Here is a 16,412-nt window from a genome sequence, read left to right on the forward strand (position 1 = left end):
TAATATATCGCGATCCTTGTTTGCCCGGCTTGCTTAGCGCTACCGGGCAAACAGGCGGCAGCAATTTTAAAGAGCAATCTGCATGTCTAAATCAGTACAGAGTAACAGTGCGGTGCTGGTGCACTTCACCTTAAAGCTCGACGATGGCTCCACCGCAGAGTCAACCCGCAATAACGGTAAGCCTGCGCTGTTCCGCCTGGGCGATGGTTCTCTGTCTGAAGGACTGGAACAACATCTTCTGGGGTTAAAAGAGGGTGATAAAACCACTTTTTCTCTGGAGCCGGACGCCGCCTTTGGTGTGGCAAGCCCGGACTTAATTCAGTATTTCTCGCGTCGGGAATTTATGGACGCAGGTGAGCCAGAAATTGGCGCTATCATGCTCTTTACCGCAATGGACGGCAGTGAGATGCCGGGTGTGATCCGCGAAATCAATGGTGATTCAATCACGGTTGACTTCAACCATCCGCTGGCCGGGCATACCGTTCATTTTGATATTGAAGTGCTGGAAGTCGAACCGGCACTGGAGGCGTAAAATGCAGATCCTGTTGGCCAACCCGCGCGGTTTTTGCGCTGGCGTAGACCGCGCTATCAGCATTGTAGAAAACGCGTTGGCCATTTACGGCGCGCCGATTTATGTCCGCCATGAAGTGGTGCATAACCGCTATGTGGTGGATAGCCTGCGCGAGCGCGGCGCTATTTTTATAGAACAAATCAGCGAAGTGCCAGATGGCGCGATCCTGATTTTCTCGGCTCACGGAGTGTCTCAGGCAGTACGTAATGAGGCGAAAGGTCGTGACCTCACGGTGTTTGATGCAACCTGTCCGCTGGTGACGAAAGTGCATATGGAAGTCGCGCGAGCCAGCCGTCGCGGTGAAGAGTCGATCCTGATCGGCCACGCCGGGCACCCGGAAGTCGAAGGCACAATGGGGCAGTACAGCAACCCGCAAGGGGGAATGTATCTGGTTGAATCACCAGATGATGTGTGGACGCTGGACGTTAAAAACGAAGCGAAGCTGTCGTTTATGACGCAAACCACGCTCTCTGTGGACGACACATCTGATGTGATTGACGCGCTACGTAACCGTTTCCCGAAAATTGTCGGACCGCGTAAAGACGATATCTGCTATGCCACCACTAACCGACAGGAAGCGGTTCGTGCGCTGGCGGAACAAGCGGATGTGGTACTGGTGGTCGGTTCGAAAAACTCCTCTAACTCCAACCGCCTGGCCGAGCTGGCGCAGCGTATGGGCAAAGCGGCATACCTGATCGACGATGCAACCGATATCCAGGAATTGTGGGTGAAAGAGGCGAAGTGCGTGGGTGTCACCGCCGGAGCTTCTGCACCGGATATCCTGGTGCAGAACGTGATTACTCGCCTACAGGAGTTTGGCGGCGGGGAACCTGTTCCGCTGGAAGGACGTGAAGAGAACATTGTTTTCGAAGTGCCTAAAGAGCTGCGTGTGGATGTTCGTGAAGTAGAGTAAAACTTTCACTTATCTATTATGAGAAGATGCCAGACTTAACGTCTGGCATTTTTTTTGGAGAAACCATGCGCTTACCGATCATTCTTGATACCGACCCCGGCATTGATGATGCCGCTGCTATAGCCGCCGCGCTGTTTGCCCCTGAGCTGGATCTGCAACTGATGACCACGGTGGCAGGTAACGTTTCTGTGGAAAAAACCACTCGTAACGCGCTACAACTGCTACATTTCTGGAATGCGGATATCCCGCTGGCACAAGGGGCATCAATGCCGTTGCTGCGACCGCTACGCGACGCGGCTTCTGTACACGGTGAGTCCGGTATGGAAGGATATGAGTTTGTCGAACATAACCGTCAGCCGCTGGTAAAACCCGCCTTTCAGGTGATCCGTGATGCATTGATGAGCTCTCCTGAACCCCTCACCCTGGTTGCTATTGGTCCGTTAACTAATATTGCATTGCTGCTGATGCACTATCCGGAATGTGCGTTCAATATTCGTCGTCTGGTGATCATGGGCGGTTCCGCGGGTAGGGGAAACTTTACGCCAAATGCGGAGTTTAATATTGCTATCGATCCTGAAGCGGCAGCAAAAGTATTCCAGAGTGGGCTGGAGATTGTGATGTGCGGGCTGGATGTTACTAATCAGGCAGTACTCGCACCAGATTATCTGGCGACATTGCCTGAGTTGAACCAGACCGGGAGAATGCTGCATGCGCTGTTCAGTCATTACCGCAGTGGTAGCATGAATACAGGGCTGCGTATGCACGATCTCTGCGCCATTGCCTGGCTGGTGCGTCCGGATCTGTTCACAATGAAGCCGTGCTTTGTGGCAGTAGAAACGCAGGGTGAATACACGTCGGGTACGACGGTGGTGGATATTGAAGGACGACTTGGTCAACCGGCAAACGCACAGGTGGCGCTGGATCTGAACGTTGAAGGTTTTCAACAGTGGGTTGCTCACGTGTTGGCGCTGGCCCCCTGATTTCTGCACGATATAACGATATGACGCTGCTTATTCCGTAGTGTCATGTCTTTTACTGATATCTCTCCCTGTTTATCATTAAATTCTAATTATCGACGTTTTCGGCTGGCGGCGCAGCGATGCGCTGGTTAATCTGAAAATGATTTACGTGAAATTAACAAAAGAGAATAGCTATGCATGATGCACAAATCCGCATTGCCATCGCGGGAGCCGGGGGGCGCATGGGGCGCCAGTTGATTCAGGCCACCCTCGGCATGGATGGCGTACAGCTGGGCGCGGCGCTGGAGCGTGAAGGCTCATCCTTGCTGGGTAGCGATGCCGGAGAGTTGGCAGGAGCCGGGAAAACGGGCGTTACTGTGCAGAGTAGCCTTGAGGCGATCAAAGATGATTTCGATATTTTTATCGATTTTACTCGCCCGGAAGGCACTTTGACGCATCTGGCATTTTGTCGCCAGCATGGAAAAGGGATGGTTATTGGGACGACTGGCTTTGATGATGCAGGCAAACAGGCTATTCATGATGCTGCTCAGGAGATTGGCATTGTATTCGCCGCTAACTTTAGCGTCGGTGTCAATGTCATGCTGAAGCTTCTGGAAAAAGCGGCGAAAGTGATGGGTGATTACACCGACATTGAAATCATCGAAGCCCACCACCGTCATAAAGTAGATGCGCCGTCAGGCACAGCGCTGGCGATGGGAGAAGCGATTGCCGGGGCACTGGATAAAGATCTCAAAGATTGCGCTGTCTATAGCCGTGAAGGTTACACCGGTGAACGTGTACCTGGCACCATTGGTTTTGCCACAGTGCGTGCAGGGGACATCGTCGGGGAACATACCGCGATGTTCGCTGATATTGGCGAACGTATCGAGATTACGCACAAGGCTTCCAGCCGTATGACGTTTGCTAATGGAGCGGTGAGATCGGCTATCTGGCTTAAATCTAAGTCAAATGGTCTTTTTGACATGCGTGACGTGCTTGATTTACGGAGTTTATAGGCATTATTTATCCTTCGTGATGTGGTTATTGTAATCATAATTAGTTGATTGCATGGGGCAATATTTTATTGCCCTTTTATTTTTGATTGTTTTTGTGTGTTTTTGTCCTGAGTTGATTAATTTGATACGTTTACCTACAGTATTTTGTAGATTAAATGTAAATTTTGACCAAATGGTCTACTTTTTTTCATGTGTAAGCTATTTTTCACGCTCGATAAGTTCCGCAAGCGTTTTCCACCCCCACTTAGCTGATCTTTTTGCCTGTTAAATCGCATGTTTCATTCCAGTTGCGTAAAATAATAATAAAAATTGCCCTTTTGGGTAGACTTTTAGCTGGGCTGTCTCTAGAATGCCGCCGTTTGCCAGAAATCCATAGGTAAGCAAATTTGCATTGATTCATTCTGTCTTAATGAATTAATATGCAAATAAAGTGAGTGAATATTCTCTGGAGGGTGTTTTGATTAAGTCAGCGCTATTGGTTCTGGAAGACGGAACCCAGTTTCACGGTCGGGCCATAGGGGCAACAGGTTCGGCGGTTGGGGAAGTCGTTTTCAATACTTCAATGACCGGTTATCAAGAAATCCTCACTGATCCTTCCTATTCCCGCCAAATCGTCACTCTTACTTATCCCCATATCGGCAATGTCGGCACCAATGAAGCCGATGCAGAATCTTCTCAGGTACATGCGCAAGGTCTAGTCATCCGCGACCTGCCACTGATTGCCAGCAACTTCCGCGATACTGAAGACCTCTCTTCTTACCTGAAGCGTCACAACATTGTGGCGATTGCCGATATTGATACCCGTAAGCTGACTCGTCTGCTGCGTGAAAAAGGCGCACAGAATGGCTGCATCATTGCAGGGGATAACCCGGATGCAGCTCTGGCGCTGGAAAAAGCGAAAGCCTTCCCAGGCCTGAACGGAATGGACCTGGCGAAAGAAGTCACCACTGCGGAGCCTTACAACTGGACGCAGGGGAGCTGGACGCTGGCAGGTGACCTGCCAGAAGCGAAATCTGCAGATGAACTCCCGTTCCATGTTGTGGCTTATGATTTTGGTGCTAAACGCAATATTCTGCGCATGTTAGTGGATCGCGGCTGTCGCCTGACGGTGGTGCCGGCGAAGACCTCCGCAGAGGAAGTACTGAAGATGAATCCGGACGGTATTTTCCTGTCCAACGGTCCTGGTGACCCGGCTCCGTGCGACTACGCTATCGACGCGATTGGAAAATTCCTCGAAACCGATATTCCGGTATTCGGCATCTGCCTCGGCCATCAGCTACTGGCGCTGGCGAGCGGTGCTAAGACTATCAAGATGAAGTTTGGCCACCACGGCGGCAACCATCCGGTTAAAGATATTGATAACAACACCGTGATGATTACTGCACAAAACCACGGCTTTGCGGTGGATGAAGCGTCGCTGCCTGCAAACCTGCGCGTAACGCATAAATCGCTGTTCGATGGCACCCTTCAGGGTATCCACCGCACTGATAAACCGGCGTTCAGCTTCCAGGGCCACCCGGAAGCCAGTCCGGGGCCGCATGATGCTGCGCCGCTGTTCGACCACTTTATCGAGTTAATTGAGCTTTACCGTCAGTCCGCGAAATAATCAGGAGTTAATAGAGCCATGCCAAAACGTACAGACATAAAAAGTATCCTGATTCTGGGCGCGGGTCCGATTGTTATCGGCCAGGCGTGTGAGTTTGACTATTCCGGTGCGCAGGCATGTAAGGCCCTGCGTGAAGAGGGTTACCGCGTTATTCTGGTAAACTCCAACCCGGCAACCATCATGACCGACCCGGAAATGGCCGATGCTACCTACATCGAGCCGATTCACTGGGAAGTTGTGCGTAAGATTATCGAAAAAGAGCGCCCGGATGCGGTACTGCCGACCATGGGCGGCCAGACTGCGCTGAACTGTGCACTGGAACTTGAGCGTCAGGGCGTACTGGCTGAATTCGGTGTGACCATGATTGGGGCAACGGCGGATGCGATTGATAAAGCTGAAGACCGCCGTCGCTTCGATATCGCGATGAAGAAAATCGGCCTCGACACTGCGCGTTCTGGTATCGCACATACCATGGAAGAAGCGCTCGCGGTTGCCGCTGATGTTGGCTTTCCGTGCATTATCCGGCCTAGCTTCACCATGGGCGGCACCGGTGGCGGTATCGCTTATAACCGCGAAGAGTTTGAAGAAATTTGCGAACGCGGGTTGGATCTTTCCCCAACCAAAGAGCTGCTGATTGATGAGTCGCTGATTGGCTGGAAAGAGTACGAGATGGAAGTGGTACGTGATAAAAACGACAACTGCATCATCGTCTGCTCCATCGAAAACTTCGACGCTATGGGCATCCATACAGGTGACTCCATCACCGTAGCTCCGGCGCAAACGCTGACCGATAAAGAATACCAAATCATGCGTAACGCCTCGATGGCGGTACTGCGTGAAATCGGCGTGGAAACCGGTGGTTCTAACGTCCAGTTTGCGGTGAATCCAAAAAATGGTCGTCTGATTGTTATCGAAATGAACCCGCGTGTTTCTCGATCGTCGGCGCTGGCATCAAAAGCGACCGGTTTCCCGATTGCGAAAGTGGCGGCAAAACTGGCGGTCGGTTATACCCTCGACGAACTGATGAATGACATCACGGGCGGTCGTACTCCGGCTTCCTTTGAGCCGTCTATCGACTACGTAGTGACCAAAATCCCACGCTTTAACTTCGAGAAATTCGCCGGCGCCAACGACCGTCTGACTACTCAGATGAAATCTGTTGGTGAAGTGATGGCGATTGGTCGCACCCAGCAGGAATCTTTGCAGAAAGCACTGCGCGGTCTGGAAGTGGGGGCTACCGGTTTCGACCCTAAAGTGAGCCTGGATGACCCGGAAGCGCTGACCAAGATTCGCCGTGAGCTGAAAGATGCGGGCGCTGAGCGTATCTGGTATATCGCCGATGCGTTCCGCGCAGGCCTGTCCGTCGATGGTGTCTTCAACCTGACCAACATCGACCGCTGGTTCCTGGTACAAATTGAAGAACTGGTGCGTCTGGAAGAAAAAGTGGCGGAGCTTGGCATCAACGGGCTCAATGCTGACTTCCTGCGTGCTCTTAAGCGTAAAGGCTTTGCCGATGCGCGTCTGGCAAAACTGGCGGGCGTGCGCGAAGCGGAAATTCGCAAGCTGCGCGAACAGTATAATCTGCACCCGGTTTATAAGCGTGTAGATACCTGCGCCGCAGAATTTGCCACCGATACTGCTTATATGTACTCCACCTATGAAGATGAATGCGAAGCGAACCCAACGCAGGATCGCGACAAAATCATGGTCCTGGGTGGTGGTCCGAACCGTATCGGTCAGGGTATTGAATTCGACTACTGCTGCGTACATGCTTCGCTGGCACTGCGTGAAGACGGCTACGAGACCATCATGGTTAACTGTAACCCGGAAACTGTCTCTACCGACTACGACACTTCTGACCGTCTGTACTTTGAGCCGGTAACTCTGGAAGACGTGCTGGAAATCGTGCGCATCGAGAAACCAAAAGGTGTCATCGTCCAGTACGGCGGCCAGACCCCGCTGAAGCTGGCGCGTGCGCTGGAAGCCGCAGGTGTGCCGGTTATCGGCACCAGCCCGGATGCAATTGACCGTGCAGAAGACCGTGAAAGATTCCAGCACGCGGTTGACCGTCTGAAACTGAAACAACCCGCGAACGCCACCGTCACCGCCATCGAACAAGCAGTTGAGAAGGCGAAAGAGATTGGCTATCCGCTGGTGGTGCGTCCATCCTACGTTCTCGGCGGTCGCGCGATGGAAATCGTCTACGACGAAGCCGACTTACGTCGCTACTTCCAGACGGCAGTTAGCGTCTCCAACGACGCGCCGGTACTGCTGGACCGTTTCCTGGATGACGCGGTAGAAGTGGATGTGGATGCTATTTGCGACGGCGAAATGGTGCTGATTGGTGGCATCATGGAACACATCGAACAGGCTGGCGTTCACTCCGGTGATTCAGCATGTTCCCTGCCAGCCTACACGCTGAGCCAGGAAATTCAGGATGTAATGCGCCAGCAGGTGCAAAAGTTGGCCTTCGAACTGCAGGTTCGTGGTCTGATGAACGTCCAGTTTGCGGTGAAGAATAACGAAGTCTACCTGATTGAAGTCAACCCGCGTGCGGCGCGTACGGTACCGTTTGTGTCGAAGGCGACGGGGGTTCCGCTGGCGAAAGTGGCTGCACGAGTGATGGCAGGTAAAACGCTGGCACAGCAGGGCGTCACCAAAGAAGTTATCCCACCGTACTACTCGGTAAAAGAAGTGGTGCTGCCGTTCAACAAATTCCCGGGCGTTGACCCCCTTTTAGGGCCAGAAATGCGCTCTACCGGTGAAGTGATGGGCGTCGGCCGCACCTTTGCGGAAGCGTTCGCTAAGGCACAGTTGGGTAGCAGTTCCACCATGAAAAAACAGGGCCGCGCTTTACTCTCTGTTCGCGAAGGCGACAAAGAGCGCGTCGTCGACCTTGCGGCCAAACTGCTGAAGTTTGGTTTTGAGCTGGATGCCACGCACGGTACAGCGATTGTTCTGGGGGAGGCCGGGATTAACCCGCGTCTGGTGAATAAAGTGCATGAAGGTCGCCCGCACATTCAGGACCGTATCAAGAATGGTGAATACACCTACATCATCAACACCACAGAAGGTCGTCAGGCGATTGAGGATTCCAAGCTGATTCGTCGCAGTGCGCTGCAGTACAAAGTGCATTATGACACCACCCTGAACGGTGGTTTTGCCACGGCGATGGCGTTGAATGCGGATGCCACAGAGAAGGTGACGTCTGTTCAGGAAATGCACGCGCAGATCAATAAATAATATCTGGATGGTCCGGTGATAATTGCGTTAAGCGGACTTTAAATATAATTCGAAACGGTTTCTGTAAAGGAGCCGTTTTTTTTTGCTCTATCAGGTCATTCCTGGATAAATAGAATTCCATAACCACATTTTCAATGTAATAAGCGCGATGTTGTTCACACTAATCAACATTCAAGTCGCATACTATCCTTTATATACACAATTTTAATATGGCTTTGTTTTTATTAATTTTGGACAAGCCGTAGCCAGATTTTTAATTTGTGAAATGGTGCGCTTATGTGTGAAGAATATGTTGAAAGACCGCTTTATTTGTTAATTGCTGATTGGATTATGGCAGAAGATCGTTGGGTGACGGCAAAAGAAATTTCCCGTCATTTCGATATTGAACATTGCAAAGCGATTAATACGCTCTCTTATATTCTTTCGGAAGTGAGTGAAATTGTTTGTGAAGTTAAGATGATCCCTAATCAGCTTGCTGGTCGCGGATGTCAGTGTCAGCGCCTGGTGAAAGTTGTGAGAATTGATCCTCAGCTTTATAGCCGATTGAGCCACGGTCTGCAGGAGAAAAGAGTGAGTGTTGGGAAAACGCCACGGATGTCGGCTGTTCCCCCTAGTGAGCTTAATCGCGAGCAGAAATGGCAGATGATGCTGTCAAAAAGTATGCGTCGGTAATCTTTTCTTTGCCGGATGGTGCTTATGCTTATCCGGCACCATCAGGAAGCCGTTTTGGGCTTTACCTCCGTTGTGCCTTTGAGGCGTGGACGGTTTTCTTCGACCTGCGTTAACGGCTGGGTTTCATGTAACCCAGCCCTACAGCGCACAGCGAGATCCTGATACTCCCTGGTATTCATTCGCTTCCACTGCAATTCCTGATCCGTCGCTTCTCGTATTACCCGGGCGGGTGCCCCAACCAGTAATTGCCTTGGTTCGCCAGTAAATCCTGCTTTAACAAAGCTCATGGCGGCGACAATGCTTTCTTCGCCTATCACGGCACCGTCCATAATTACGCTGTTCATGCCAACCAGCGCATCGCGACCAATCACGCAGCCGTGCAGGATCGCGCCGTGTCCGATGTGTCCGTGCTCATGCACGATGGTATCGGTGTCGCAGTATCCATGCATGATGCAGCTATCCTGCAGATTGGAGCCTGCTTCAAGGATCAGACGACCATAGTCGCCGCGCAGTGAAGCGAGTGGGCCAATATAGACACCCGCACCCACAATTACATCGCCAATCAGCACAGCGCTGGGATGAACATAAGCAGACGGGTGTACCACGGGGATAAGACCTTCAAAAGCGTAATAGCTCACAATATTCCTTATTTTTACCGGATGGCGGTATACGGTATTTGTTGGCCGGATAAGCGAAGCCTATCCGGCATGACAACATTAACGACCTTTCCACACCGGATCGCGTTTTTCGGCAAACGCCTGCGGGCCTTCAAGCGCATCTTCAGAGTGCAACACCGCCGGGTAGTGTTTCAGCACACCACTGCGGATATAGCGGTAGCCTTCTTCTACCGGCATTTCACTGGTAGCACGGTAAATCTCTTTTAGCGCTGCGATAGCCAGTGGGGCGCTATTCACCAGCTGTTGTGCCAGTTCGCGCGCACTGTCCATAAGCTCGCTCTGGTTGACGACACGGTTTACGATCCCCCAACGTATTGCTTCTTCGGCGCTCATCCGTCTGCCGGTCATCACCATTTCGTTGACGATAGCCGGTGGCAGCAGCTTGGGCAAACGGAGTACTCCGCCACTGTCAGGCACAATACCGAGCTTCGCTTCAGGCAGCGCAAAGCTGGCGTTTTCTGCACAGACGATAAAGTCCGCAGCCAGTGCCAGCTCGAAACCACCGCCAAAGGCATAGCCGTTTACTGCCGCTATGACAGGCTTGTTGAGGTCGAAAATTTCGGTTAAACCGGCGAAGCCGCCAGGACCAAAATCAGCATCCGGAGCTTCACCTTCTGCCGCCGCTTTTAAGTCCCAACCGGCGGAAAAGAATTTCTCTCCGCCGCCGGTGATGATAGCCACGCGTAATTCAGGGTCGTCACGGAAATTAAGAAAAGCCTCTCCCATTTCAAAACTGGTTTTGGCATCAATGGCATTCGCCTTTGGTCTGTCCAGCGTAATTTCCAGAATCGGGCCATTGCGGGTCAGATGTAATGATTCACTCATAGTTCATCTCCAAAAATATACCCTTCGTCTTTCAGGCTGCATTTTTGTTAGCTGTGCCCGCTCACCCAATTCACATAGTTATCTATGCTCCAGGGATGAGCGGACTTGCCGTCTCAATGCAACTCGAAATCTATTGGGTATAGATTTCCCGGCAGGAGGAATTCCCGCCAGAGGGGTTATTTCAGATTTTTTTTGATTATTTTTCCTGAACAATTACGCGGCAGGTCGGTTCGTATCTCCATAAAAGAGGGAACCTTAAATTTCGCCATATTGTGTTCGCAGAAGCTGAAGAATTCTGCTTCGCTTAATGTTTCACCTTCATTCAGTACGATAAAAGCTTTAATCGCCTCATCACGGATAGAGTCCTTAATACCGACAACGACGATGTCCTGAATTTTGGGGTGGGCGGAGATAATATTTTCCAGTTCGACACAGGAGACATTTTCTCCACCGCGTTTAATCATGTTGCAGCGCCTGTCGACGAAATAGAAAAAACCATCTTCATCCTGGTAACCTGAATCGCCGGTATGCAGCCAACCCTCAGGCTCCAGCGCTTTGGCCGTCGCATCCGGTTGTGCATAGTACTCTTTGAAGATCGTTTTACCCGGTACGCCCTTAATACAGATTTCGCCAATTTCTCCGGCGGGTAGGGGACGGTTTTGATCGTCGCGGATTTCTGCTTCATAGCTAAAGCCCACTCGCCCAATAGAGGGCCAGCGTCGTTTATCCCCCGGACGGTCTCCAATAATGCCGACAATCGTTTCTGTCATGCCGTAGGAGGTCAGGAGTCTGACGCCAAACCGTGCGATAAAGTCATCCTTCTCCTGTACCGATAAATTGAGATAGAACATCACTTCGCGCAGATGATGCTGCTTGTCCGTGGATGCAGCGGGCTGCACCATCAATGTTCTGATCATCATCGGAATGCATTCTGTAATCGTCGCCTGATATTTACGTACCTGCTCCCAGAAGGCCCGAGCGCTGTATTTCTCTATCAGAACAAAGGTACTGCCTGCAGAGAATGCCGCCATTGCTGCCGTACACTGGCAGTCGATATGAAAGGCGGGCATCACCGTCAGGTACACATCATCGTCGCGCAGGGCGCATTGCCAGGAGGAGTAGTAGCCAGCAAAACGCAGGTTATAGTGGGTAATGACCACCCCTTTGGGACGAGAGGTGGTTCCTGAGGTGAACAGGATTTCCGCCGTATCGTCAGTGGATAACGCAGGCGCATAACACAGCGTTGCTGGCTGTTGGTTTTTCAGGTCGGAAAAGTGACTTACGCCGTCGTCAGCTGGAACATGATCGCTAATCAAACAGATGTGATTGAGCGGAGTCTCATTTTCCAACTTTATCTGGCGATACATGGGATAAAACTGGGTGCTGGTGACCAGCAGACTGACCTGGCTGTTTTGCAGGATCCAGGCACTTTCCTCTCCCAGTAAGCGGGCATTAATCGGTACCATAATGGCGCCAATTTTTGCCAGCCCAAACCAGCAAAAAATGAATTCCGGGCAGTTATCCAGATGCAATGCGACCTTATCGCCTTTGCGGATCCCCAGGGAATGAAAAAGATTTGCCGTGCGGTTAATCTCTTCATTAAGCGAGGCATAACTAAACTGTCGAACATTTCCTTCACAGGATTCGAAAATAAGCGCCGTTTTATCTCCGTACACCCCGGCCAGGTCGTCCCACATCTGACGTAAGTTTTGTCTGCCAACGATATCCATATTACTTATCCACTGAAATCAGGCGTGAGCGCTAACCAAACGAACTGGCCAGCGCGTCGCGTTTAATCCTCAACTCTGGCCAGGCCTTTGCCGACCAGCTCATTAATGTCTGCTTCGCTATAACCGATATTTTTCAGAATGGCGGCGGTATCCATGCCGTGTGATGGCATGCCACGCCAGATTTTCCCCGGGTTGTTTTTGAATTTCGGCATGATGTTCGGTCCTTTACAGGTGCGACCGTCCATCGTTTGCCACTGGGTAATCGATTCACGGGCAACGTACTGCGGGTTATCTTCCAGTTCAGGAATGGTCAGCACTTTCGCACAAGCGATATTCAGTTCCGCAAAGCGCGCCTGCACTTCAGCGATGGTGTGCGTTGCCAGCCAGGCGTCCAGTTTCTCCTCGACTAACGGACCATATGGACATTCAACGCGGTGGATAAGCTGCGTTCCTTCCGGCACTTCAGGCGTACCGAGAATGTGCGCCAGTCCAATATCCTTAAAGCATTCGTTGATTTGCGTGATACCAACCAGTTCCATGACGATGTAACCATCGGCACATTTATACAGGCCGCAACCGGCATAATAGGGGTCTTTGCCTTTGGTCATTCGCGGACATATTTCGCCGCCGTTGAAATAATCCATCATGAAGTACTGGCCCATACGCAGCATCACTTCATACATGGCAACATCAATACTTTCGCCTTTACCGGTCTCACGCACTTTGTGCAGCGCCGCGAGTGCTGCTGTGGTTGCGGTCATACCTGAGAAGTAATCGGCTGTGTAGGGGAAGGCAGGCATGGGCTGATCAACGTCGCCGTTCTGGATCAGATAGCCGCTGAATGCCTGAGCAATGGTGTTGTAAGCGGGGAGATTGGTGTACTCATCGGTACCAAACTGGCCGAAGCCGGAAAGATGGGCAATAACCAGTTTCGGGTTATGTTGCCACAGCACCTCGTCGGTAATACCACGACGGGCGAAGGCCGGGCCTTTACTGGCTTCAATGAAAATGTCGGTGGTTTCCATTAACTTCAGAAATGCTTCCCGCCCCTCATCTTTGAAAATATTGAGCGAAAGAGCGTGCAGGTTGCGGCGTGATAGCTGCGGATAGTTAGGTTGTACACGGATGGTATCGGCCCAGGCGACGTTTTCAATCCAGATAACTTCAGCACCCCATTCGGCAAACATTTGTCCGGCGAACGGCCCGGCAATTTCGATCCCTGAGAAGACCACGCGTAATCCGGACAGCGGTCCAAAAGCGGGCATTGGTAGACGGTTCATAAATTAGCTCCTGGCAGTGAGTTGTAGGCCCGGTAAGCTCAGCGCTACCGGGCATGTTTCCGGATGAGGGCTTAGCTCTCTCTCCGGCCTACAGATGCGCCGACTTAACGGTATTGTTTCAATACCGAACGGCCCAATGTCAGGATCTGCATTTCATCAGAGCCCCCGGACACACGGTCAACGCGCAGGTCACGCCAGAAACGTGTGATGCGATGGTTGCCCGCGATACCGACACCACCCAGCACTTGCATGGAGGTATCTACCACTTCAAATGCGGCATTGGCGCAGAAGTATTTGCACATTGCTGCATCACCAGAGGTGATGGTACCGTTATCCGCTTTCCACGCGGCTTCCAGCAGCATGTTTTTCATCGAGTTAAGTTTGATCGCCATGTGCGCAAACTTCTCCTGAATCAGCTGGAAGCGTCCAATAGCTTCGCCAAACTGCACACGTTGATTCGCGTAGCGTGCCGCATCTTCAAACGCACACATTGCTGTACCGTAGTTAGTCAGTGCGACGAGGAAACGCTCGTGGTCAAACTCTTCTTTTACGCGGTTGAAACCATTACCTTCCCGACCGAACATGTCTTTTTCGTCCAGCTCTACGTCATCAAAGGTGATTTCACAGCAGCTATCCATACGCAGGCCGAGCTTCTCCAGCTTGTTGACCTTGATACCCGCTTTGCTCATGTCAACAAACCACTCGGTATAAACAGGTTTATCCGGCGATGCTCCATCTCTTGCCATTACCACGATGTACGGGGTATAGGCGCTACTGGTGATGAAGCACTTACTGCCATTAAGATAAACCTTACCATTTTTGCGTGTATAAGTGGTTTTCAGACTGCCAACATCCGATCCTGCTCCCGGTTCTGTAATCGCGGAGTTCCACATCTGCTTACCGGTGCCCTGGAACGCCATGATTTTATCAATTTGCTCCTGGGTTCCTTCACGCAGGAAAGTGTTAAAACCACCTGGCAATTGGTACAGTACGTAGGTTGGAGCGCCAAGACGACCCAGTTCCATCCAGACAGCGGCAACGGTGACGAATCCCGCTTCCAGACCGCCGTGTTCTTCCGGGATCAAAAGGCTGTCGATGCCCATATCCGCCAGTGCTTTCACAAAACGCTCTGGGTAGACGCTATCGCGATCGCACTCGGCAAAATAAGCTTCCCAGTTCTCACTGGCCATCAGTTCACGAATACCAGCGACAAACAGCTCCTGCTCGTCATTCAAATTGAAATCCATCTTCAAGCCTCTTCAGTAATGGGTTAATTAAACTTATTTATCTTTCCAGTGCACTTTGGCGTCTTTAATAAAGGACAGCGTTACCATGATGTTGACGAAGAACAGCGGGCACCCACCGGCGATAATCGCAGTCTGTATGGGCTTCAATCCTCCCAGTGCCAACAGAACGATACCGATGACACCTACCAATACTGACCAGCCGATACGTACCAACAGCGGAGGTTCTTCACCATCGCGAACTTCACGGCAGGTGGACATCGCCAGGGTATATGAGCAGGCGTTGATGAGTGTGACGGTGGCGATAAAGCAGAGGATAAAGAATCCCCACATGGTGGCTGTGCTGAACGGCAATGCGGCCCAGGTTTCGATAATGGCGCGCGCCACTCCGTGCTGTTCAATCAGTTGTGGGATGTTGAGGATGTTTTTATCCATCAACAGCAGAGTGTTACTGCCAAGCACGGTCCACAGGATCCAGGTAGAGGCGGTCAAGCCCAACACCATCCCGAAGCACAGTTCACGCACGGTACGGCCGCGAGAGATACGGGCAAGGAAAATACTCATCTGGATGGCGTAAATGACCCACCATGCCCAGTAGAAGACGGTCCAGCCCTGTGGGAAGCCGCCTTTGCCGATGGCATCGGTATAGAACAGCATGCGCGGCAAGTACATCAGCAGCATACCGACGGAATCGGTGAAGTAGTTCATGATGAAGCTGGCACCGCTGACGATAAACACCCAGCCCAACATCAGAAAACTCAGGTAGCTACGCACATCGCTGGCGATTTTGACCCCTTTTTGCAGGCCACAAGCCACGCAAATTGCGTTCAAAATGATCCAGCAGGTAATGATGATTGCGTCTAATTGCAGCGTGTGCGGAATACCAAACAACCACTGCATACACTCGGTAACCAGTGGTGTCGCCAGCCCAAGACTGGTGCCCATTGCGAAGATCAGCGCGACCAGGTAGAAGTTATCTACGATAGTGCCGAATAACCCTTTCGCGTGTTTTTCACCGACCAGGGGAACCAGCGTGGAGCTGGGGCGGATAACATCCATCTTGCGTACAAAGAAGAAGTAGGCGAATGCCACCGAGAGGAAGCTATAGGTTGCCCACGGCAGAGGCCCCCAGTGGAACAAGCTGTAGGCCAGACCAATCTCTTTCGCCGGTGTCGATCCTGGCGTTAGCGCGAACGGCGGCGTGGAGATGTAGTAATAGATCTCTATCGAACCCCAGAACAGCACGGCGGCTGAGGTGCAGGAGGCAAACATCATAAAAATCCAGCTGGCTGTGCTGAACTCAGGTTTTTCGTCGCCTAATTTCTTTTTAGCATAGGGACCAAAGACCAACCAGAACCAGCCGAATAGCATAACGACCATATACCATTCAAATGCCCAACCCCAGACATTGGTGACGTAACTGAATACCGCATTAATAACAACATTAGCGGCATCAAGATCTCTTACTGTTAGCCAACAAAGTATTCCGACAATTATTAATGGCGGAAAGAAAACCTTTGGTTCAATTCCCGATTTTTTCTTTTCATTTTTCATAAGTGAATTCCAGTTTGAAAACGAAATTTATTTAGTGTTCCCTTTTTTGCTGTTTTGTATATTTGTTATTAATAATTTGTTGATAACTATTTAACCTCTGGGGCGCCTCAGTGAGTAACTCA

At 51.3% G+C, this 16,412-nt stretch carries 13 protein-coding genes; 7 read left to right on the forward strand and 6 right to left on the reverse strand.

Features of this window, described 5'->3' with window-relative positions; all coding sequences use genetic code 11:
* Positions 1 to 82 precede the first annotated feature (82 nt).
* From fkpB to caiF, 7 genes are all read left to right on the forward strand, one after another.
* A complete protein-coding gene (gene fkpB / locus LG384_RS03405; protein WP_045439628.1) occupies positions 83 to 532 on the forward strand; it encodes an FKBP-type peptidyl-prolyl cis-trans isomerase in 450 nt (149 codons plus the stop codon).
* 1 nt (position 533) lies between these two features.
* A complete protein-coding gene (gene ispH, locus LG384_RS03410; RefSeq protein ID WP_045439631.1) occupies positions 534 to 1,484 on the forward strand; it encodes a 4-hydroxy-3-methylbut-2-enyl diphosphate reductase in 951 nt (316 codons plus the stop codon).
* 65 nt (positions 1,485 to 1,549) lie between these two features.
* On the forward strand, positions 1,550 to 2,464 hold the full coding sequence (gene rihC / locus LG384_RS03415) for a ribonucleoside hydrolase RihC (RefSeq protein ID WP_225760452.1): 915 nt from the start codon (positions 1,550 to 1,552) through the stop codon (positions 2,462 to 2,464).
* Between the two features lie 173 nt (positions 2,465 to 2,637).
* On the forward strand, positions 2,638 to 3,459 hold the full coding sequence (gene dapB / locus LG384_RS03420; protein ID WP_225760453.1) for a 4-hydroxy-tetrahydrodipicolinate reductase: 822 nt from the start codon (positions 2,638 to 2,640) through the stop codon (positions 3,457 to 3,459).
* 457 nt (positions 3,460 to 3,916) lie between these two features.
* Positions 3,917 to 5,065, forward strand: a complete 1,149-nt coding sequence (gene carA, locus LG384_RS03425; protein ID WP_045439637.1) for a glutamine-hydrolyzing carbamoyl-phosphate synthase small subunit — start codon at positions 3,917 to 3,919, stop codon at positions 5,063 to 5,065.
* Between the two features lie 18 nt (positions 5,066 to 5,083).
* Positions 5,084 to 8,308 carry a carbamoyl-phosphate synthase large subunit gene (carB, locus tag LG384_RS03430; RefSeq protein WP_045439640.1) on the forward strand — a complete coding sequence of 1,075 codons (3,225 nt, stop codon included), beginning with the start codon at positions 5,084 to 5,086 and terminating at the stop codon, positions 8,306 to 8,308.
* A gap of 276 nt (positions 8,309 to 8,584) precedes the next feature.
* The gene (gene caiF, locus LG384_RS03435) at positions 8,585 to 8,980 is read left to right on the forward strand and encodes a carnitine metabolism transcriptional regulator CaiF (protein ID WP_045439642.1); all 396 of its coding nucleotides are present in this window, start codon (positions 8,585 to 8,587) and stop codon (positions 8,978 to 8,980) included.
* 41 nt (positions 8,981 to 9,021) lie between these two features.
* Here the strand turns inward: caiF and caiE are convergent, their stop codons facing one another.
* The 6 genes from caiE to caiT all read right to left on the reverse strand — a co-directional run bounded on the left by caiE (position 9,022) and on the right by caiT (position 16,290).
* The gene (gene caiE, locus LG384_RS03440) at positions 9,022 to 9,618 is read right to left on the reverse strand and encodes a carnitine operon protein CaiE (RefSeq protein ID WP_225760454.1); all 597 of its coding nucleotides are present in this window, start codon (positions 9,616 to 9,618) and stop codon (positions 9,022 to 9,024) included.
* A 78-nt stretch (positions 9,619 to 9,696) separates the two neighbouring features.
* Complete coding sequence (gene caiD / locus LG384_RS03445) at positions 9,697 to 10,482, reverse strand: crotonobetainyl-CoA hydratase (protein WP_200011408.1); 786 nt, start codon at positions 10,480 to 10,482, stop codon at positions 9,697 to 9,699.
* A gap of 176 nt (positions 10,483 to 10,658) precedes the next feature.
* Positions 10,659 to 12,212 (reverse strand): crotonobetaine/carnitine-CoA ligase, encoded by a 1,554-nt coding sequence (caiC, locus tag LG384_RS03450; RefSeq protein WP_200011425.1) that lies wholly within the window; start codon positions 12,210 to 12,212, stop codon positions 10,659 to 10,661.
* Between the two features lie 62 nt (positions 12,213 to 12,274).
* Positions 12,275 to 13,492, reverse strand: coding sequence for an L-carnitine CoA-transferase (caiB, locus tag LG384_RS03455; RefSeq protein WP_045439653.1), 1,218 nt, complete (start codon positions 13,490 to 13,492; stop codon positions 12,275 to 12,277).
* Positions 13,493 to 13,596: 104 nt separating this feature from the next.
* On the reverse strand, positions 13,597 to 14,739 hold the full coding sequence (locus LG384_RS03460) for a crotonobetainyl-CoA--carnitine CoA-transferase (protein ID WP_045439656.1): 1,143 nt from the start codon (positions 14,737 to 14,739) through the stop codon (positions 13,597 to 13,599).
* A gap of 33 nt (positions 14,740 to 14,772) precedes the next feature.
* Positions 14,773 to 16,290, reverse strand: coding sequence for an L-carnitine/gamma-butyrobetaine antiporter (caiT, locus tag LG384_RS03465; RefSeq protein ID WP_045439665.1), 1,518 nt, complete (start codon positions 16,288 to 16,290; stop codon positions 14,773 to 14,775).
* Positions 16,291 to 16,412 lie beyond the last annotated feature (122 nt).

Source organism: Citrobacter sp. Marseille-Q3906, assembly GCF_916618775.1.
GTDB lineage: Bacteria > Pseudomonadota > Gammaproteobacteria > Enterobacterales > Enterobacteriaceae > Citrobacter > Citrobacter murliniae.